The sequence below is a fragment of the Streptomyces sp. NBC_01142 genome (assembly GCF_026341125.1).
GTDB lineage: Bacteria > Actinomycetota > Actinomycetes > Streptomycetales > Streptomycetaceae > Streptomyces.
Window position 1 is genome coordinate 2,182,501 of the sequence record NZ_JAPEOR010000002.1, and the last position, 19,992, is coordinate 2,202,492.

The 19,992-nt window shown below is 71.0% G+C and carries 17 protein-coding genes and 1 pseudogene (1 of these 18 only partly in view); 5 read left to right on the forward strand and 13 right to left on the reverse strand.

Annotated features, from left to right (window positions below; genetic code table 11):
• Positions 1–89, reverse strand: partial view of a stage II sporulation protein M gene (locus tag OG883_RS27315; RefSeq protein WP_266545891.1) — the 5' end (the start) only. It extends 919 nt beyond the left edge of the window; 89 of the gene's 1,008 nt are visible here — the first part of the coding sequence; the start codon lies at positions 87–89; the stop codon falls past the left edge of the window.
• A gap of 119 nt (positions 90–208) precedes the next feature.
• On the opposite strand from OG883_RS27315, the gene OG883_RS27320 reads away from it, so the two are divergent.
• Positions 209–1,303, forward strand: a complete 1,095-nt coding sequence (locus tag OG883_RS27320) for an RDD family protein (protein WP_266545894.1) — start codon at positions 209–211, stop codon at positions 1,301–1,303.
• Between the two features lie 21 nt (positions 1,304–1,324).
• On the opposite strand, the gene OG883_RS27325 is transcribed toward OG883_RS27320, so the two are convergent.
• Together OG883_RS27325 and ahcY are read right to left on the reverse strand one after the other, a co-directional pair.
• Positions 1,325–1,939 (reverse strand): hypothetical protein, encoded by a 615-nt coding sequence (locus OG883_RS27325; protein ID WP_266545897.1) that lies wholly within the window; start codon positions 1,937–1,939, stop codon positions 1,325–1,327.
• 140 nt (positions 1,940–2,079) lie between these two features.
• On the reverse strand, positions 2,080–3,537 hold the full coding sequence (gene ahcY / locus OG883_RS27330; protein ID WP_266545900.1) for an adenosylhomocysteinase: 1,458 nt from the start codon (positions 3,535–3,537) through the stop codon (positions 2,080–2,082).
• Between the two features lie 340 nt (positions 3,538–3,877).
• On the opposite strand from ahcY, the gene OG883_RS27335 reads away from it, so the two are divergent.
• Positions 3,878–4,108 carry a hypothetical protein gene (locus OG883_RS27335; RefSeq protein WP_266549700.1) on the forward strand — a complete coding sequence of 77 codons (231 nt, stop codon included), beginning with the start codon at positions 3,878–3,880 and terminating at the stop codon, positions 4,106–4,108.
• Between the two features lie 87 nt (positions 4,109–4,195).
• Positions 4,196–4,855 (forward strand): signal peptidase I, encoded by a 660-nt coding sequence (lepB, locus tag OG883_RS27340; RefSeq protein WP_266545903.1) that lies wholly within the window; start codon positions 4,196–4,198, stop codon positions 4,853–4,855.
• A gap of 134 nt (positions 4,856–4,989) precedes the next feature.
• On the opposite strand, the gene OG883_RS27345 is transcribed toward lepB, so the two are convergent.
• The 7 genes and pseudogenes from OG883_RS27345 to OG883_RS27375 all read right to left on the reverse strand — a co-directional run bounded on the left by OG883_RS27345 (position 4,990) and on the right by OG883_RS27375 (position 11,984).
• Positions 4,990–5,967, reverse strand: coding sequence for a cation diffusion facilitator family transporter (locus tag OG883_RS27345; RefSeq protein ID WP_266545906.1), 978 nt, complete (start codon positions 5,965–5,967; stop codon positions 4,990–4,992).
• Positions 5,968–6,066: 99 nt separating this feature from the next.
• Positions 6,067–7,245, reverse strand: a complete 1,179-nt coding sequence (manA, locus tag OG883_RS27350) for a mannose-6-phosphate isomerase, class I (RefSeq protein WP_266545908.1) — start codon at positions 7,243–7,245, stop codon at positions 6,067–6,069.
• Positions 7,246–7,289: 44 nt separating this feature from the next.
• The gene (locus OG883_RS27355; RefSeq protein WP_266545910.1) at positions 7,290–8,426 is read right to left on the reverse strand and encodes an SIS domain-containing protein; all 1,137 of its coding nucleotides are present in this window, start codon (positions 8,424–8,426) and stop codon (positions 7,290–7,292) included.
• Positions 8,427–8,628: 202 nt separating this feature from the next.
• Entirely contained in the window at positions 8,629–8,811 is a 183-nt protein-coding gene (locus OG883_RS27360; RefSeq protein WP_100107426.1) for a Trm112 family protein, read from the reverse strand.
• A gap of 200 nt (positions 8,812–9,011) precedes the next feature.
• Positions 9,012–10,376, reverse strand: coding sequence for a phosphomannomutase/phosphoglucomutase (locus OG883_RS27365; RefSeq protein ID WP_266545912.1), 1,365 nt, complete (start codon positions 10,374–10,376; stop codon positions 9,012–9,014).
• 250 nt (positions 10,377–10,626) lie between these two features.
• Positions 10,627–11,195: pseudogene (locus OG883_RS27370) on the reverse strand (L-lactate permease); the annotation flags it as partial.
• A gap of 360 nt (positions 11,196–11,555) precedes the next feature.
• Positions 11,556–11,984, reverse strand: coding sequence for a DUF3499 domain-containing protein (locus OG883_RS27375; RefSeq protein ID WP_266545913.1), 429 nt, complete (start codon positions 11,982–11,984; stop codon positions 11,556–11,558).
• A 274-nt stretch (positions 11,985–12,258) separates the two neighbouring features.
• Between OG883_RS27375 and OG883_RS27380 the strand changes: the two genes are divergently transcribed.
• Positions 12,259–12,687 carry a metallopeptidase family protein gene (locus tag OG883_RS27380; protein WP_266545916.1) on the forward strand — a complete coding sequence of 143 codons (429 nt, stop codon included), beginning with the start codon at positions 12,259–12,261 and terminating at the stop codon, positions 12,685–12,687.
• A gap of 170 nt (positions 12,688–12,857) precedes the next feature.
• Here OG883_RS27380 and OG883_RS27385 read toward each other — a convergent pair whose 3' ends face one another.
• The 3 genes from OG883_RS27385 to OG883_RS27395 form a co-directional block, all read right to left on the reverse strand.
• Complete coding sequence (locus OG883_RS27385; RefSeq protein WP_266545918.1) at positions 12,858–14,444, reverse strand: DUF5719 family protein; 1,587 nt, start codon at positions 14,442–14,444, stop codon at positions 12,858–12,860.
• On the reverse strand, positions 14,441–18,247 hold the full coding sequence (locus OG883_RS27390) for a glycosyltransferase family 2 protein (protein ID WP_266545920.1): 3,807 nt from the start codon (positions 18,245–18,247) through the stop codon (positions 14,441–14,443). Before OG883_RS27390 ends, OG883_RS27385 begins: the two co-directional genes overlap by 4 nt.
• A 309-nt stretch (positions 18,248–18,556) precedes the next feature.
• Complete coding sequence (locus tag OG883_RS27395) at positions 18,557–18,820, reverse strand: WhiB family transcriptional regulator (protein WP_023541320.1); 264 nt, start codon at positions 18,818–18,820, stop codon at positions 18,557–18,559.
• Between the two features lie 664 nt (positions 18,821–19,484).
• Between OG883_RS27395 and OG883_RS27400 the strand changes: the two genes are divergently transcribed.
• Entirely contained in the window at positions 19,485–19,985 is a 501-nt protein-coding gene (locus tag OG883_RS27400) for a cysteine dioxygenase family protein (RefSeq protein ID WP_266545922.1), read from the forward strand.
• The last annotated feature ends 7 nt before the right edge of the window (positions 19,986–19,992 follow it).

The window sequence follows — 19,992 nt, forward strand, 5'->3', positions numbered from 1 at the left end:
GCGCCGGTGAGATGGCGCCCCCTGCGCAGGAGGTAGTCCAGGCGGTCCCACTCGGCGCGGTGGGCGGTCACGAAGACATCGAGGTCCATGGTCGGCTGCTGCTCCAGGCACTGGTGCGTACGGGTCCGTACTACTGCGGCGCGCTGCGGGCCAGCTTGGCAGACTGAGGAATCAAGGGGCAGGGAAGTTCGACGGCAAAGGGGCTGCAGTGAGTGCGCTTGTGACGGGGGACGCGGTCGTATTGGGCCTGCAGCCGGCGAGACTGCCCAGCCGGGCGCTCGCTGTGGTGATTGATCTTGCGGTGGTATGGGCGGCGTATCTCCTGGTGTCGATCGGGCTTGCGGTGGCGACGGCCTCGCTGGACGAGGCGGCGGTCATGGCGGTGTCGATAGCGACGTTTCTGCTGGTCCTGGTGGGGGCGCCGATAGCCGTGGAGACCCTCAGCCACGGGCGGTCCCTCGGAAAACTCGCCTGTGGGCTGCGGGTGGTGCGGGACGACGGGGGGCCGATCCGGTTCCGGCATGCGCTGGTGCGGGGGGCGCTGAGCGTGGTGGAGATCCTCATGTCGTTCGGGGTCATCGCCTGCATCGCCTCGCTGGTGTCGGCGCGGGGGCGGCGGATCGGGGATGTGTTCGCGGGGACGCTCGTGGTGCGGGAGCGGGTGCCGTCGGGGCGGGGGATGGTGGTGCCGCCGCCTCCGCCGTGGCTCGTGGGGCGGTTCGCCGAGCTGGATCTGTCGGGGGTGCCGGATGATCTGTGGCTCGCGATACGTCAGTACCTGACGCGGATGAGGCAGCTGGACCCGGCCGTGGGCCGGTCGATGGCGGGGCGACTGGCCGCTGATCTGGCGGCGTGCACGGGGGCGCCCGCGCCGGAGGGGGTGCCGTCGGCCTCGTATCTGGCCGCCGTGGTGAATGAGCGGCAGGCACGTGATGCCCGGCGGGCCTTCGGGGCGGCGGCGGGAGGACGGTCGGCCGGGGTGGTTCCGGGGCCGGTGGTCCACGGCGCGGTACCGGCGAGTGGTGGGGCCCCGGGGGCCGCAGGGGTGGTGGCGGCGGGTGATGCCGCTGGTGGCGGTTGGGCTCCGGCGGGGGGTGCGGCGGCAGATGCCGGGGAGGCCGGCTTGCCGCTCGGGGCGGCCGCGAAGACCGAGCCGGCGCCGGGTGCGGAGCGGCGGGGGATGCCCGGTGCGGTGCCGGGTGCGGAGCGGCGGGGGATGCCCGGTGCGGTGCCGGGTGCGGAGCGGCGGGGGACGCCGGACGGCGGGACGTCTTCGGCCACGGGGTTTGCGCCGCCCGCGTAGGCCGAGCGGAAGGCCCAGCGGTCAGGGGAAGACCGAGGGCGGGGTCTCCAGGTCTTCGAGTTCGATGCCGGGGGCTGTCAGGACCACGTCCCCGGCGACGTGGACGACGTGCTGTTCGCCCGTGTCCAGGGCGCTGACCTGGTATGCGTCCACCATCAGGGGGCCATTGTCAGTGGCATGCGCTTCACTCTTCATCAGGGCCCAGGACTGGTCGACGGTGCGGGGGGCGAGGACCGGGTCTGTGAAGGCGACGAGGCGGACGCGGGTCGCGGGGGAACCGGGGGTGAGGCGGAGGAGACGTGCGGTGGCGACAAGGAAGGCGGGGGATGTGCCGGTGAAGGCGTGGGCGCGGACGTTGCCTTCGGTGGCGTAAGTGCCGGTGGGGTCGGTACGGACCCAGGTGACACCGTCGAGGGCGGCGCCGCGGACCTGCCAGCTCGCGGCGTGGAGTTCGAGACGGATGGGGCGGCCGAGCTCGTCGAGGGCGAGGTCGACAGAGCCGGCGTGGTCGCCGGAGGGGGTGGTGATCTGGGAGACGTAGCGCCAGCCGGAGGGGCCTGGCGCGCACTGGAAGTGTTCTTCGCCGAGGGGGGTGTGATCGTGCGGATCGTGGAGCGAATAGCGGCCGCGGGGCATGGGCGCTTGGGTGTCCTTGTGCGGTGAGGCTCTTGCCGGGGAGCCGTTCGAGGCCGGTATGGGGCAGGCCCCCGACACGGGGGTGCGGGGGCCTGCCTGGTACCGCTGGTACCTGCTGCTGAGGGTGTGTCAGTAGCCGATCAGTAGCGGTAGTGGTCGGGCTTGTACGGGCCGTCGACCTCGACGCCGATGTAGGCGGCCTGCTCGGGACGGAGCGTGGTCAGCTTCACGCCGAGCGCGTCCAGGTGCAGACGGGCGACCTTCTCGTCCAGGTGCTTGGGCAGCACATACACGTCGGTCGGGTACTCCTGCGGCTTGGTGAACAGCTCGATCTGGGCCAGCGTCTGGTCCGCGAAGCTGTTCGACATCACGAAGGAGGGGTGACCGGTCGCGTTGCCCAGGTTCAGCAGACGGCCCTCGGACAGCACGATCAGCACCTTGCCGTCCGGGAACGTCCAGGTGTGCACCTGCGGCTTGACCTCGTCCTTGACGATCCCCGGAGTCCGGGCCAGACCGGCCATGTCGATCTCGTTGTCGAAGTGACCGATGTTCCCGACGATCGCCTGGTGCTTCATCCTGGCCATGTCCGCGGCCATGATGATGTCCTTGTTGCCCGTCGTGGTCACGAAAATGTCCGCGACACCCACCACGTCGTCCAGCGTGGCCACCTGGTAGCCGTCCATCGCCGCCTGCAGCGCACAGATCGGGTCGATCTCAGTGATGATCACCCGGGCACCCTGACCACGCAGCGACTCCGCACAGCCCTTGCCCACATCGCCGTAACCGAACACGACCGCGACCTTGCCACCGATCAGCACATCGGTAGCACGGTTGATCCCGTCGATCAGCGAATGCCGGCAGCCGTACTTGTTGTCGAACTTCGACTTCGTCACCGCGTCGTTCACATTGATCGCCGGGAACAGCAGACTCCCGTCCCGGTGCATCTCGTACAGACGATGCACACCCGTCGTCGTCTCCTCCGTGACACCACGGATCTCGGACGCCAGCTGCGTCCACTTCTGCGGTGCCTCGCCGAGGGTGCGGTTCAGCAGGCGCAGGATGTAGCCGTACTCCTCGCTGTCCGCGGTCGAGGGGTCCGGGGCCGCGCCGGCCTTCTCGAACTCCACACCCTTGTGGACCAGGAGGGTGGCGTCACCACCGTCGTCCAGGATCATGTTCGGGCCACCGGTGGGGGTGTTCGGCCAGGTCAGCGCCTGCTCCGTGCACCACCAGTACTCCTCCAGCGTCTCGCCCTTCCAGGCGAAGACGGGGACACCCTGGGGGGCTTCCGGGGTGCCGTTCGGGCCGACCGCGATGGCGGCGGCCGCGTGGTCCTGGGTGGAGAAGATGTTGCAGGACGCCCAGCGGACCTCGGCGCCCAGTGCGACCAGGGTCTCGATCAGGACGGCAGTCTGCACCGTCATGTGCAGTGAACCGGTGATCCGGGCACCGGCCAGCGGCTGCGAAGCCGCGTACTCCTTACGGATCGACATCAGACCGGGCATCTCGTGCTCGGCGAGAGTGATCTCCTTGCGGCCGAAAACGGCGAGGGAAAGGTCGGCGACCTTGAAGTCCTGGCCAGTGGCGACAGTCGACATGCGAGCTGCTCCTCGTGGTGTGGGTCGAGGGTGGGTACGGCTGGCTCTGCGGCGGCCGTGGGCATACGAATGCCCGGGCCCTCGCAGTGCAGTCCGTCGGAGGCCCTCTCTCCCTCGGTCGGTCTGCAGAAACAGGACCGCCCGACCGCCATCAGCAGCGACGTCTGACTCTGGTCACGAATCTACACCGATCGGCCCAGTGGACCCCAGCCCACCCGCGCCGGGATCCAGCCGATTCCGAGGTTTGGCGGGCCTGACGCGTGGGCTGACGGCACTTTACGGTCGCGCGCAGCTGTTGCACGTTGCTGCTGCGGCTGCCGATCGCCGTCCCGCACGCACGGTGCCGGAGGCTGCCGCCGGCGATGAACATCTGCGGATTCTGACGCTGCTGTCCCGCAAGCTGGTGGCGCGCAAGCTCATGGACACCGGCTTCCGGGAGCGGCTGACGGCGGCGCCCGACGAGGCGGCGGCCCTCGGGTGCTGGGCGGGATCCAGTAGTCCGTTTGTGCGTCATACGCCGTGGACGCAGTGGACGCCGTGGACGCCGTGGACGCAGCCACGTACGCAGTGAACGCAACCGGGTCCCGCACGCTCGGCCGTGCGAGGTCCGGCTGTACTCTCCGCGCGCACAGTCACACGGTTTGCAGGAGGGTCGGATATGCGGCAGGGGCGGGGGCTGAGGATCGCCGGGTGGGTTCTGGTGCCCCTCGGGGTGGTGCTGGGGGTGGTGTCCTTCCTGCTCGTCAAGGCCGGGTACATCACCGCCTTTGCCGCGGGCGCCAGCATGGAGCCGACCTACAGCCGAGGTGATCGGCTCCTTGCCGAAAAGGTCGACAGCGGGAAGCTCCGCCGGGGCGATGTCGTTCTCGTCAGCTCGCCCGACCGGTACGAGGGATACGCGCTCATGCGCATCGTGGGGCTGGGCGGAGACCAGGTGGCGTGCTGTACGGACGAGCAGCAGGTGACCGTGGACGGCATGCCCCTCTCGGAGCCGTATCTGAAGGGTGTCTCCGCCGACAACGGGTACGGGCGCTACAGCGTCACGGTGCCGCAGGGGCGGGTGTTCCTGCTCGGGGACAACCGCGGGAACTCGAACGACTCGCGTTTCTTCCTCTCCGAGCACTCCGGCACGTTCGCGGGGGCGCAGGTGCACGGCCGGCTGACCGACGACGTGGCCGTGCCGATGCTGCTGATGGCCGGTGTCCCGCTCGGGGGCGTACTGGCCCTGGTCGGTATGGGCTGCGGGCTGGCCGGGTGGCTGGTGGGGCGGAAGCCGTACCGGTCGGCTGCCGCGCCGCCTCCGTTCTCGTACGCGTAGAACTCGTACTCGGAAGCGCGTGAACGCGTGAACGCGCAACGCATGAACTCGTAGGCGTAGCGCATGAATACGCGTAGGCGCATGGAGAAGGCCCCCCGCCCAGTGGCGGGGGGCCTTCTCCATGCTTCATGAGGTCAGTGGGCGGTGTCCGGGGTCGAGCCGCCCGGGGACTTGGCCGGGTTGGTGCCCGACGCCGCCGCCGACTCGCTGTAGATGTCCGGCTCCAGGTAGATCACACGGGCGATCGGAACCGCCGTACGGATCCGGTCCTCGGCCGCGTTGATCGCATCCGCGACCTCACTGGCCGTGCCGTCGTGCGCAACCCCGATCTTGGCGGCGACCAGCAGCTCCTCCGGGCCGAGGTGCAGCGTACGCATGTGGATGATGCCGGTGACCACTTCACCGTCCACCATGGCCGCCTTGATCTTCTCGACGTCTTCCGTGCCGGCCGCCTCGCCCAGCAGCAAGGACTTGGTCTCGGCCGCCAGGACGATCGCGATCACGATCAGCAGCACACCGATGCAGAGCGTGCCGATGCCGTCCCAGACGCCGTCGCCCGTGGCCAGCGCCAGGCTCACGCCGCCCAGCGCCAGCACCAGACCGACCAGCGCGCCCAGGTCCTCCAGGAGGACCACCGGAAGCTCGGGGGCCTTGGCGCGGCGGACGAACTGGGTCCAGGTCAGCTTGCCGCGGATCGTGTTGGACTCCTTGATGGCCGTCCGGAAGGAGAACGTCTCCGCGATGATGGCGAAGACGAGGACGCCGACCGGCCAGTACCAGGCCTCGATCGCGTGCGGTTCCTTGATCTTCTCGTAGCCCTCGTAGATCGCGAACATGCCGCCGACCGAGAAGAGGACGATGGAGACGAGGAAGGCGTAGATGTAGCGCTCACGCCCGTAGCCGAAGGGGTGCTGCGGGGTGGCCTCGCGCTGGGCCTTCTTGCCGCCGAGGAGCAGCAGCCCCTGGTTGCCGGAGTCCGCGAGCGAGTGGACGCTCTCCGCCAGCATCGACGACGAGCCGCTGAACAGGAACGCAACGAACTTCGCTACCGCGATCGCGAGGTTGGCGGCGAGTGCCGCCACGATCGCCTTGGTTCCGCCTGACGCGCTCATGTGTGCCGGATGTCCCTTCGTGCGTACGTCGGTCGCCGCCCGGGCTTTGCCCGGTCTTTGCGGTGCGCCATTGTTGCAGCACCCGAAGACGGCGTCGCCTCAGGCCACCACAGTCGCGCGGAAGACCGTGCCGGAACCCGGTCCGGTGCCCGAGATCTCCGCTTTGCCCCCCGCCGGGACGAACGCCGACTCCCCCGGGGCGAGGGTGAGATCCCCGGCCGTGACGCTGCCCGCCGTGCAGAGCAGGATCTGGGGGGTGGGAGCGGTCAGGTCGCGGGGCGCTGCGCCCGCGGCCAGGACGTAGCGGGAGAGGCGGAATTCGTCGATCGGGGTGTCGTAGACCTCTTCACCGGAGGGTGAGGCCTCGGGGCGCAGGACGGCCGCGTCGCGCGCCTCGAAGCGGACGATACGCAGCAGTTCGGGGACATCCACATGCTTGGGGGTCAGTCCGCAGCGCAGCACGTTGTCGGAGTTGGCCATGATCTCCACGCCGAGGCCGTTGAGATACGCATGCGGGACGCCGGCGCCCAGGAACAGGGCCTCGCCGGGCTGCAGTTGAACGTAGTTGAGCAGCATGGCGGCGATGACGCCCGGGTCGCCGGGGAAGTGGTGCGCGAGCGAGGCGTACGGGGCGTAGGCGCCGCCCAGCCGTTCCGCCGCGGCCGCCGCTTCGGCGACTGTCGTCGCCATCTCGGCGGGGTCGGCGCTCAGGACGGCGGTCAGGACCTCGCGGAGCGCGGCCTCTTCCGGGTGGGCACGGAGGAGGTCGACGTACGGCTTGAGCGAGTTCACCTCGAGCGCCGCGATGGCGTCGGCGGACTCGGTCGGCTCGCGGAATCCGCACAGGCCGTCGAACGGCGTGAGCGCGCAGATCAGTTCGGGCTTGTGGTTGGCGTCCTTGTAGTTGCGGTGGGAGGCGTCGATCGGGATGCCCGCGCTCTCCTCGGCGGCGTACCCCTCCTTCGCCTGTGCGAGGTCCGGGTGCACCTGGAGGGAGAGGGGGGCGCCGGCGGCGAGAACCTTGAGGAGGAAGGGAAGGCGCGGGCCGAACTTCGCGACCGCCGCGGCGCCCAGTTCCCGCTCGGGGTCGGCGGCGATGAGGCCGGAAAGGGGTTCCTCGCTGCCCGCGTTGCGGGTGATGCGGGAGGGGGCGCCGGGGTGGGCGCCCATCCACATCTCGGCCTGCGGCTCGCCGGTCGGCGAGATGCCGAGCAGTTCCGGAAGGGCGGTCCTGGAACCCCAGGCGTATGGGCGCACGGTGTTGGAGAGGCGATCCATCGTCTTCCTTGATCTTCCTTGGTCTTCCTTGCCGAGTGTGGCCGTTACGTCGGGACGCCCGGCGCGGCCAGGGCCAGATAGACGGCGGCGAAGTCGGTGACGGCGAGGAGTTCGGCGATCGACTCCAGCTCGCTGCCCTCCGCCGGTTCGAGCTCGCTGATCGCGGTGTCGTGACTCAGTGCCAGCTCACGGGCGGCGGGGGCGGCGGTGAGTCCGCCGGCAGGGCGGTCGCGGAGCAGTACGACACGAGCCCGCAGGGCCTGCGGCTCATCGACGCGGTCACGGAAGAAGTCTTCCGGGTCGGCACCGGCCGCGAAGTCGCCCACCAGGAGCACGCCGTGCGCGGGGAGCGCCTCCGGCAGCTCGGCGGCGAGGGCGGGACAGCCGGCCAGCTCGGCCAGTACGGCGGCGAAGCGGCGGCCCACGGGGCCGGCGCCACCGCCTTCCGTCCAGATGAGCGGCAGGCTGTCGGCGAGTTCGGCAGCAAGCGTCTTGGCCGGATTGCTGTACGTGGCGATGGCCGGGCCGCACCGTTCGGCGGTGCTGTCGAGGCGGTCGGCCACCTTGGCGAGAGTCTCCGGGGTCGCTTCGAGCAGGTCGAGGCGGTCGAGGAGGGCGAGCAGTGGAGTGAACAGCGCCCAGAGGGCGCCGGGGCTCGCGGCCTGCGTCTCCTCGTACAGCTCGTGCGGGGCGGTGGCCATCGGAACGACCATGCCGTGCGTGCCGTCGACCGCCTCGGAGAGCGGGGACCGCTGCGGGGCTACGGCGACGACGGTGCAGCCGCGGCGGTACGCCTGCTCGGCGAGGAGAGCGAGGCCGGGTTCGCTGCCGTCGGTCGTCGCGATGAGCAGGAGGTCCACGGAGCCCGCCCAGCCGGGGAGCGCCCAGCGCAGGGCGCCGGCGGCCGGGGCGACGCCGGTGGGGTGCAGCCGGGTGACGGGGGCGGCGGCGCCGGCGAGGGCGCCAATCAGGTCGGCGACGCCGGTGGCGGCATGGCCGGGGCCCGCGACGAGGACGGCGCGGGGGCGGCCCTCGGGCGTCAGCTCGGCGATGCCGGCCTCGGCGGCGTGCCGGGCGGCGGTGCGCACACGCGCCCCGGCCTCGGCAGCGCCACGGAGGAGGCCTCGTCGATCTGCGCGGGCCAGGGCGTCCGGGGCATCGAGGAGCGACTCGTCGAGCATGTGGGTGGGCCTCCGATCGCCGTGCACGTGCGAGGGGGGTGGTGCGCTTTCGCTTGTCCGTGCGGTTGCTCTGAGTGATGACTCGGTGAGCTGGTGCGGTGCGGTGGTGCGGTGAATCTGTGGCGTGCGGTGCTGCGGTAAGTCTGTGCGTGCCGTGGTGCCGAGCTTGGGCCGTGCCGGGGTGCTCGGCGCCGGTGCGTGCTTACGCGGGCCTGCGTGCCTCGTCGACGAGCAGAACCGGGATGCCGTCCCGTACCGGATAGGCCAGGCCGCAGTCCTTGCCGGTGCAGATCAGCTCGGGCGTGTCGGCTGCCGTGCGGTCGTCCAGCGGGGCGTGGCAGGCCGGGCAGGCGAGGATCTCCAGGAGGCCGGCTTCGAGCGGCATATGAGGGTTGTCCCTTCGGGCATGTCGCATGTCGACGGTGGTCGAGCACGCTGTCGCGGTCATGCGGTTTGAGCCACGTCAGCCTACCGCCGGGGGGCGGGGTGCGGCGCGTTCTGGGGGGTGCCGGGTCCTTGCTGTGCGCGGCAGGGGGTACGGGGCGGGGGTACGTGTTTCCTACCCGTACCCCCGCCCCGCCTCCCTCAGGACGCGCGTACCAGCGCCAGGACCTCGTCGCGGACCTTCGCCATCGTCACCTCGTCCCGCGCCTCCACGTTCAGGCGCAGCAGCGGCTCCGTGTTGGACGCGCGGAGGTTGAACCACCAGTCCGCCGCCGTCACCGTCAGTCCGTCGAGCTCGTCGAGCGTGACGCCCTCACGGGATACGTACGCCGCCTTCACCGCCGCCGCACGGCCCGCCTGGTCGTCGACCGTGGAGTTGATCTCGCCGGAGCTGCTGTAGCGGTCGTACTGGGCGACCAGCTCGGAGAGCGGGCCGTCCTGGCCGCCCAGGGCGGCGAGGACGTGCAGCGCCGCGAGCATGCCCGTGTCGGCGTTCCAGAAGTCACGGAAGTAGTAGTGCGCCGAGTGCTCGCCACCGAAGATCGCTCCGGTGCGGGCCATCTCCTCCTTGATGAAGGAGTGGCCGACCCGGGTACGGACCGCCTCGCCGCCGTTCTCCCGTACGACCTCCGGCACCGACCAGGAGGTGATCAGGTTGTGGATCACCGTGCCGCCGGGGTGTTTGGCCAGCTCGCGGGCCGCGACCAGCGCCGTGATCGCCGACGGGGAGATGCCCTCGCCCCGCTCGTCCACGACGAAGCACCGGTCCGCGTCGCCGTCGAAGGCGATGCCCAGGTCGGCGCCCTCGGACAGCACACGAGCCTGCAGGTCGACGATGTTCGCCGGGTCCAGCGGGTTCGCCTCGTGGTTGGGGAAGGTGCCGTCCAGCTCGAAGTACATCGGTACGAGAGTGAGCGGGAGGGACTCGAAAACGGTCGGGACCGTGTGCCCGCCCATGCCGTTGCCCGCGTCCACGACCACCTTCAGCGGACGCATCGCCGACAGGTCCACCAGCGACAGCAGATGCGCCGCGTAGTCCGTCAGCGTGTCCCGCTCGCTCACCGTGCCCGGCACGTCGGCCGGGGCCGGGGCACCCGACTCCGACCACTGCTCGACCAGTGCGCGGATGTCGGCCAGACCGGTGTCCTGGCCCACCGGCGCCGCACCCGCCCGGCACATCTTGATGCCGTTGTACTGCGCCGGGTTGTGCGAGGCGGTGAACATCGCGCCCGGCAGGCCGAACTTCCCCGAAGCGAAGTACAGCTGGTCCGTCGAGCACAGGCCGATCAGCGTGACATCCGCTCCCCGGGCGGCGGCGCCGCGCGCGAAGGCCCCCGAAAGTCCCGGCGACGACGGCCGCATGTCATGGCCGATGACGATCGCCGAAGCGTCCGTCACCTGGACGAACGCCGCGCCGAACAGCTCCGCCAGCGCCTCGTCCCACTGATCCGGCACCACCCCGCGCACGTCGTACGCCTTCACGATCTGCGACAGATCAGCAGTCACGGGCCATCCCTCCTGAAGTCTCTGCGGTCACCCCAAACTACCCGGACAAGCTGAGTCAGCATCCAGCCCAGTGCCGCCGCGCTCCGTGCCGTGACGATCATGCGCATGGCCGGCAGCGGTCGCCGGGCTCCAGGGAAGCATCTTGCGCAGCAGATCGACCTCGTTCCCCACGAGCCCGATGTGCCGCGCACGCGATCGTCCTGACCCGGCGGCAGACAAGCGAGCTCCACCCCCGCCGCCGCGACGAAGTAGCCGATGGCACCGGTTCCTCTGGCCGGCTCGCGTGCGCGGGCACAGCCATCAGGGCCGTCGCGCCGAACAACACAGCGCTGATGCAGGCGAGTTGGACCGAGACACGGTCGGCTGCCGCGAACTGGGCTGCGGCGAAAGCGAATCCGCAGGCGAACGCGGGCGCGGGCGCCCAGGTTTCACGCAGACCGCTCGCCGGCCGTCCACCAGAGCGACCAGCACGAGCAGTACGACGAGGGCGAGAAGCGGCGCCTGTCGGCCGACCATCGAGGCAACCGAATCCCGTGGCAGGTCGGTGACTTGAGCGAGTGTCACCAAGAGGATGTCCATCCCGCCGAAGGCGACGGACGCGGTGTTTGCAACGAGGGCGACGACCGCGGCCTTGACCGGGTCGACGCAGCCATACCGGGTCGACGCCGAGCGCGACGAGCACCACCGCGCAGATGGCGACCGGCGCGCCGAAACCGGCGAGGGCTTCGAGCAGGTACGCGGCAGAAGGCAATGCCGAGCACCCGGCTACGGGGGGGCGTCGGGGAGCCGGCCGAAAGAACGCCGCGGGATGTCGCAGTGCGATCCCCAGCAAGCGAGGGAATGGGCGTGTCCGCGGCAAGTGGAGGTCGATGGCCCGGACGGAATTCCGTGCAGGGTTCAATGAATGAGAGTGAGCGGCGGGATGCGGAGCCTGCCGCGAGGCGAGGGCACGGGAGGCGAGGGCGGCAGAGAGGCGGGGGCTCAGGAGCGGGGAGCGCGGGACCGAGGAGCCCGGGCATCAGGAATCCCGCGGGCGAGGAGCCCAGGGCAGGAATCCGGGGCAGGAATCCGGGGGCCAGGCAGCCCGGACTCAAGGATCCCGCGGGCCAGGTGGCCCAAGACCCAAGGAATCCGCGGGCCACGTAGCCCGGGGCTCAGGAACCCCGCGGGCCAGGTGGGTCAGGGATCCGGGGAACGCAGCACCCGCAGGTGGCCGCGGCGCGCGACCTCCCTCGGGTCTGCCGTCCGGCGACCGCCCGGGGAGCCGGCCTCCGCCGTCCGTCCCTGGGGACGCGCCGCCTCACGTACGGCATTGGCAAGCGCTTCGAGATCGTCGCCGCTGGGGCGGGCCGGGGCGGAACCATCGGTGAGCCGCACGACCTCCCAGCCGCGCGGGGCGGTCAGCCGCTCACTGTGCTCGGCGCACAGGTCGTAGCAGTGGGGCTCGGCGTAGGTGGCGAGCGGGCCGAGGACCGCAGTCGAGTCGGCATAGACGTACGTCAGTGTCGCGACGGCAGGGCGGCCGCACGCGGTGCGCGAACAGCGACGTACAGGGCTCACGACGTTGGACGGTACCGCACTCTTGAGCGGGCTGCGACGACTCTCCACCAGGTCACTCCCCCGTGTCGTGCCGCGAAGCCCGGCCTGGCCGCTCCCCGAGCAACTGGCCTGACCTGCACGGGAAGAGAAGTGCGCGGGCGGCGACCGCCCGTGATGCGATCATGACTTGGGGTAAATAAGGACAATCACGATGTGATCTCCGATCGCCGGGTGTTGCACAATCGGGCCCAACCTTGGCCGAAATGCTCAATTGGCGACATGCAGCGGACCTGAGGCGCAGACTCGATCGCCGTACGCCGTGGAGAGCTACCCTGCGTCAGTGATGGACAGTCCTGTACCGCCCCGCCCGACCGAACCACGGCCGCGCCGCCGCGACCGCCACGGCCGCGGCATGCGCGGGCCCGTCGCCCCGCCCCAGGTCCCCCTCGCGACCAGCCGGTCCGAGTCGTTCCGGGACCTGGTGCAGGACTCGGTGGAACGGCTGGAGCGGCGCTGGCCACAGCTGGCGGACGTCGATTTCCTCGTACTGGACGTGCCGGGCGCGCCGGAGGAGTCGGTGCCGCTGGGCAGCTCTGTTCCCGCGGACAAGGAACGGCCGGCCACCGTCGTGATCTACCGACGGCCCGTCGAGATCCGGACGAAGAATCGCGACGAGCGCGCCATGCTGGTGCACGAGGTGGTCGTGGAGCAGGTGGCGGAGCTGCTGGGGCTGGCCCCTGAGTCGGTCGACCCGCGGTACGGGCAGGACTGACCGGCGGCCGACGAACGGCGACCGCCGAGCGAGGACCCTGGGCCGACGGACGACGACCCTGGGCGGCCGCACGAGGACCCTCGAAAGCCGAACGGGGCCCGGGGCCGACGGACGAGGGTCGTCGGCCCACGACCGCGACGCCGGCCGGCGTCTCAGTCTTCGGGTACGGCTCAGTCGTCGAGTACGGACAGGTCCTGCTCCGCCTCGGGCACCGCCACCGTCCCCCGGTCGTCCGGCAGCGTCTGCACCGTGAACATCGGGATGCCGTCCTCCGGCAGCGTGAGCGTGCGCGACGCGTGCACCGGGCCGCCCGACTCCGTCTCCACGGTCAGCGCGTACGAGCCCTTCAGTCCGGACGGCACCGGCGGGGTGACCGCCAGCGTGGTCCCGGCCTTGAGCGTGTACGTCTTGACGACCTGGGCGCCCGCCTCCGTGCCCGCCGATGCGGTGACCTTGACCCGGGCGGCGGCGCCCGGCGCGGTCAGGGAGAGGATCGCCCCCTTGGCCCGGTTGTCGGCCGCGGTCGCCCGCGCACCCACCGGAGCCGTCGCCGGAATGAAGGCCATCTCCTGCTCGTCGCCCTTGCCGCGCACGACGCGCAGCGCCGCCACCACCGGGGTCGCGCGGCCGCTCTGGGCCGGGCTGAGGATCAGGGACCCGGCCTCGCCCTTGGTGACGTCCGCCAGGTCGACGCTCGCGGTCATGCCCGACTTGACGTGCAGCGTCTCGTGTCCGGCCGGCGTGATCCGGCCGCCCGGGCCGGCGAGTTGGATCTTCAGGTCGGCGTCGGCCTCGCCGGGCGCGAAGGCGACCAGCTGCACCGAGGTGGCGTCCGCCGGGATGCCGGGCAGTACCGCGGTGCCCGACGGGTCGGCCGAGCGGGTCAGCCAGTCGCTGCCCCGCTCGTCGTCGGCGGCCCGCACCACCGCGCCCACGCGGCCCGTCAGGGTCGTGACATGGACGGTCAAGTCCGCGGCGGGCTCGGCGGAGGTCAGCGTGGAGAGCAGGACGGGGACGCTGGATCCGGCGGGGACCGTGACGCCGTCGACCAGCGTGGTCTTGAGGGTGCCGTCCTTGCCGTACAGCTCGATGTCGGCGACGGCCGCGGTGTCGTCCGGGTTGGTGAGGTGGACGTAGTCCTGGCGCTCCTTGGCGGTGGAGGCACCGGGGAACCAGAAGTCGGTGTCGGGCGCGGTACAGCTGACGCCGAGCAGTCCGGCGCCGCCGCCCGCCGTGACCGTGGTGGTCTGCTGGGCGGCCCAGCCGGGGGCGAGACGACCGGTGGCGGTGCCGACGAGGGCGGGGGCGTCGCCGCCGCTCGCCGTGGCCGCGACGGGCTTGCCCGGCTCCTTCAGCGCGAGCAGCGCCTTGTCCCGGCCCGGCTTCTTCGCGCCCTTCGCCTCGTCGTCCTTCTTCGTGCCGTTCTTCGTGTCGTCCTTCGGATCGTCCTTCTTCAGCTCGGTGTCCGGGTCGGCCAACGTGACGGAGGACGACGGCTTCAGTTCGGCCGTGCCGTTCTTCGCGTCGTCCTTCGCTTCACCGGCGTCCCCCACCGGGGTGAACGAGGTGTACTCGGTCTCGGCGAGCTCGGAGCTGCTGGGCGCCGGGCAGAGCAGGCTGGAACGTTCGACGGGCAGGCGCGCCGGGGCCTTCGCCTCCGCCGTGGCACCGCCCTCCGGCGCGGTGAGCGTGGCGACGGCGGTGACCGCGGCGAGGGCGGTGGTGACCGCGATCAGGGAGATGGTTGTGCGCTTCACTCTGACTCGCCTCGCGATGGGTTGCCGGTCGGCCACTGCCCCTGGCCCGGGGCCTGGTTGCCGTTCGGGTCGGGGTGCTGCTCGGGCTCGCTGCCGTCGGCGTAGGGCCGGTCGGTCTGCTGTCCGTAGGCGTAGGGGTCGTACTGCCCCTGCTGGTACTGGCCCTCCTGGTACTGGCCGTCCCCGTAGGGCGCTGCCTGGTACGGATCGGCCTGGTAGGGCTGCTGTTGCTGGTACTGATCGGCGCCGTACTGCTGCTCACCGCCGTACTGAGCGCCCTGGTCCGGGCCCTGGTACTGCTGCTCGTTGCCGTACGGGGCAGGAGCGGCGTATCCGGCGTCCGGGTAGCCCTGGGCGTCCCATTCGCCGTACTGCTGCTGCCGGGGCACCGCCGCGTACGGCGACGGCTGCTGCTCGCCCTGCTGCTGGGCGAAAGGGCCCTGTTCCGCCGGGAGTTGGGCGTACGGGTCCGGGAAGGCCTGCGCCGCCCCGGCCGGATCGGCAGCGGATTCCGCCCCGGCCACCGCTTCCGCGTCCGCTTCCGCCTGCGCGCGGAGCCTGCGGGCCCTGCGCCCCTCGCCCTCCATCGCTTGCGCGGGGACGGCGATCTCCTCCTCCGGCAGGTCGTCGTCGATCTCCCGCCTGCGGCCCGGCAGGGCGAGCACCAGCAGTACCAGCGCGAGCACGCCCTGGCCCCAGATCCAGGCCGTGTGGGTGGCCGGGTCGTTGTACGTGAGGTCCAGTCGGCCGCCCTCGGCGGGGAGTTCGAAGCCCTGCGCCCAGCCGTCGACGACGGTCTTCGTCAGTGCGCGGCCGTCGAGTGTGGCCTGCCAGCCTTCCTCCGCCCGGTCCGCGATGCGCAGTACGCGCCCGGATTCCCCGGCGGGGATCTTCGCGTGGGCTTCGACCGCGTCGGACGCGACCGGAAGCGGGTCGTTCTTGCCGGTGACGATGGTCGCCCGGGCGACCTGCCGGTCGACGCTCCACAGGGAGCTGCCGTCGAGCTGGCTCATCCGGTTCAGGCCGGGGGTGGCGTCGAGGACGCGGCTGGTCTGGCGGGGTGCTCCGTCGCGTACGAGTACGTAGCGGATGGCGAAGCCGCTGAGCTGGCTGGTCTGGTCGGCGCCGGAGCCCGCGACCAGATTGGCGACGATCTTGTCGAGGCGGGTGTCGCTGCCGGCCGCCTCGGTCAGTTCGGCGTCGCCCAGACGGCTGCCGGAGCCGCGAACGAGGGTGTAGGAGACCTTGGCGGCAGAAGCGCCCCCGAGGACGAGGGTGCGGGGCTGGTCGCGGGTGTCGCTCTCTTCCGCGACAAAGGCGGGCACCTGTACGGGGTCGCGTCGCTCGAGCGGGCCGGCGGCACCGCTGAGCATCCAGTTGCCGGCGGCGAGCAGCGGGGCGAGGCCGGCGGCAAGGGCGATGAGTACGGCGACGGGCTGGCGCCAGCCGAAGTTCTGGGCGGCGACGCGGGTGCGGCCGCCTTCGGCGCCGAGGACGGCGGCGGCGAGCAGCGCGATGCCGTAGACGAGGGTGGCGGGGCCTGCCCATCCGGAGCCGTTGGCGAGTGCCGCGAAGATCAGTGCGATGAGGGCGACGGCCCAGGCGGCACGGATCGCGAACTGCCGCTCGTCACGCAGCAGGGCGGCGAGTGCCGCCAGCACGATGCCGATGAGCAGGATTCCGCCGGCGGTCTTGGGGCCGCCGGGGCTCATGCCGAGGAGGTCGAGCGCGGACGCCGATCCGGTGCCGAAGGCGAGTCCCGCTTCGCGGAGGAATCCGGACGGACCGGTGAGCAGCGTCAGCGACCAGGGCGCGAGCACCAGGAGCGGGGTGCCGACGGCGGCGAGGAAGCGCAGCGCGTAGGCGGTGATGTCCTGGCGGCGCAGGACGAGGACGCCGAGGCCGAGGACGAGCGCGATCGGCCACACGATGGGCGTGAAGGCCATGCAGAGGGTGAGCAGCAGGGCGTACGCCCAGGTGGCTCGCCAGCTGCCGCGCGCGCTGCCGCTGCCGGAGCCGCCGCGGAGTCCGTGTGCGGCGACGCCCGCGCGGGCGATGAGCGGCAGCAGGATCGCCAGTACGGCGGTGCCGATCCGCCCGGTGGCCAGTGCGCCGGTCGCGGCGGGCAGGAATGCGTACGCGATGCTCGCCCAGGCCCGCAGCAGCCGGGATTCGACGATGGGGCGGGAGGCGAAGTACGCGGTGAGTCCGGCGAGCGGCACCGAACAGACGAGCAGCACGGTGAGCGCGAAACCGGTGGAGCCGAGGAACAGTGCGGACAGGGCTGCCAGGACGGCGAGGTAGGGAGGCGCGGTCTGGGTGCCGCCGGTGCCGACGGGGTGCCAGCTGTCGGCGTAGCGCGCCCAGAGGTCGGAGACATCGGCGGGTGCGGGCAGCAGGGCGCCGCCGGCCAGCGATCCGCCGCCGAACAGTGAGCGGCAGGCGACGAGGGAGACGATCAGCAGCACGGCGAACAGCACGGGGCCGGGCTTGCGGGCGATCTTTTTCAGCCGCGCGAACTGCTCGATCTCGAGGAAGTCCGCGTCGTCGCCGCCGGGTCCTGTTTCCACGGCGCCGTGCCGCGAGCCTCCGGTGTCGGCGTCGGAGCGGCTGCCGAGGCTGCCTGCGAGCTGTTCGACGGTGGCTCTGACGGTCGCGCCGGGCGGCGGGAAGAGCGGGCGCAGTTCGCTCGCTTCGACGGCGCCGCCTTGTCTGGCTCGTCTGCGGCGGCCGGCGATGATCCGCTCGGGGCGCAGCAGGGTGCCGAAGAGTCCCATGACCTCGTCGACGGCCTGGCTGGGTGCTTTGCCGACGAGATAGGCGAGGGTGCGCATCAGGGTGCCGAGGACGATGCGCAGGAGTACGTACGGGAGGGCCGCGCCGCGCGCGTTGGTGAGGAGGGTGTAGACGGCGCCGGCTTTGTCGACGCGGTGCGGGTTGGCGATGGAGCGTCCCGCGCAGTCGACGGTGCGGCGTTCGCGTGCGGCGGCTTCGGCGTGCCGCATGACGGCGTCGGGGGCGACGAGGACGCGGTGACCGGCGGCGTGGGCACGCCAGCACAGGTCGACGTCGTCGCGCATGAGGGGCAGCCGCCGGTCGAAGCCGCCGAGCTGCTCGAAGACGTCGCGGCGGAGGAGCATGCCGGCGGAGGAGACGGACAGGACGGAGCGGATCTGGTCGTGCTGTCCCTGGTCCTGTTCGCGCCGGTCGAGTCCGGTCCAGCGGCGTCCGCTGTTGGCGATGGAGACGCCTGCTTCGAGGAGCTGCTTGCGGTCGTACCAGCCGCGGAGTTTGGGTCCGACGACGGCGGCGTACTCGTCGGAGTCGGCGACGCGCAGCAGCTCGGCGAGGGCGCCGGGTTCGGGTGCGCTGTCGTCGTGGAGGAGCCACAGCCACTGCACGGGCTCGCCGTGGGGCAGCTCGGGCATGTCGTAGGCGTCGTCGCGCCAGCTCCTGCTGACCGGGTCCCAGCCGCTGGGCCGCTTCAGGTAGGGCAGGTCGTCGGGGGTGAGGACGCCGGCGGTGCGGACGGCCTCGTCGACGGCGGTGCCGAAGCCGGTGCGGCGGGCGAGATGCAGTACGCGTTCGGCGCCGAGCGCCTCGGTGACCAGCCGCGCGGAGTCGTCGGCGCTGCCGGTGTCGGCGGCGACGACGTTCTGTACGGGGCGTTCCTGGCCGAGCAGCCCGGCGAGGACGTCGGGGAGCCAGCGTGCACCGTCGTGGGAGACGAGCACGGCGGTGACGACATGCCGCGGGAACTCTGGCGGGTGTGCGGGAACAAACGCGGCTGTGGTGGCGGACATTGAGGTACGGGCCCTCCGGCCGGGGGGTCGCCCCGTAGGGGCGTTGGAGCGTCTCGGACGGGGCCCCACACTAACGGTAGGAAAAAGCGCTGTGGCGCGAAGCGTCTCGGTGGGGGGCGGCGGTCCGGCGGTGGGGCGACGGGCGGGAACAAGAACGGTCCGCCGGCTGCGGACAGGATGCAGGCGACGGACCGTGCTTTACGTACAGGCTTGTGGCGTTTGGCCGGGCTTCGGCCATGCGGTCCCGCACGGACTCGCACAGAGGCTCGCGCGGCAGTTCGGATGTCGGTTCGGTTATCGCGTCGGTTTTCAGACGGCGGCCTTCTTCAGCCGGCGGCGTTCGCGTTCGGACAGGCCGCCCCAGATGCCGAATCGCTCGTCGTTGGCGAGGGCGTACTCGAGGCATTCGGAGCGGACTTCGCAGGCGAGGCAGACCTTCTTGGCCTCGCGGGTGGAACCGCCCTTCTCGGGGAAGAAGGACTCGGGATCGGTCTGGGCGCACAACGCGCGCTCCTGCCAGCCGAGTTCCTCGTCCGCGTCCTCGACCAGCAGTTGTTCGAACAGCTCGGTCATGTGCGCCCCTCGTCTGTCTTATGCGTCCCCGTGATGTCGCCGTTATCCGTTCCGGCCGAACGACACGAGTGAAATTACAAGTGTGTGGATACAGGCCAGTCAAGCTGAGATCTGCTATTGGGCCCGGTATTCACTCTGCGGAACCAAGGCTATGCGGAAAGTGTTCAAATCACCAAAAACCTGACACATGCCAGTGGCCTGCTCCGCACTCCGCTCTCCACTTCCCCTACAGGGAAGACGTCGCAGAGTTCGACCTTGTTGCGATCGAGCCAATGAAGCGATCCGGATCACAGTCCGATCACGGGGCCGTAACGGCGTTTGCGAGCACGGTTGCTGCGCCATGTCTCCGCGGTCAGGCCTGCACAAACCTTTCTCCGCCCGCATTAACCGGATGAGGTGAAACATTACCGCCAAATCGGTCATTGGGTTGACAGTGGGACGTCCCACCGGTCACCTTTGGTTCCATGCCAGTGACCTCAGCGCTCATCGCGACCCACATCCGTGGGTTCCGCAGCGCTGTCCAGGCGCGCTGTTGCTGTTCCAGCTGTTGATGCCCTAGCGCTCCGGCTTCCCCACCGCATGCAGCTCATCCGCGCATGCACCGCATGTCCTGCGACACCCTCCCCCAGCACTGCACCGTCTCTGCCGAGGAACCACCGCACCCATGAACAGCGACAGCGACCTCCAGATCGCCGGCGACATCCTCGCCGTACAGCACCTTCTCCAGCCCGCCCCCGAGCACCCGGCCACCGTCGCCGACTTCGCCGGCCTCGCCCGCTCCCTCGCCGACGACCGTGCGCAGTGGGCCCATCTCGTCCAGTACGACACCACCACCCGCTGGTACCACCGGCTGCGCACCGGCCCCGGCTACGAGGTGTGGCTGCTGTCCTGGATCCCGGGGCAGGGCAGCGGGCTGCACGACCACGGCCTGTCCTCGGGTGTGCTGACCGTCCTCGAGGGAGAGTTGACCGAGCGCACCGACCGGTCGTCGCGCTCCCTGGCCGCCGGCGCGCAGCGGGTGTTCGCGCCCGGCTATGTGCACGAGGTTGTCAACGATTCGTTCGAACCTGCCGTCAGCCTGCACATCTACTACCCGGGTCTGACCGAGATGCCGATGCACAGCGCACAGTGCTCCCCGGCCGACCGGGATGTCGTACACGCCTGACAGACTG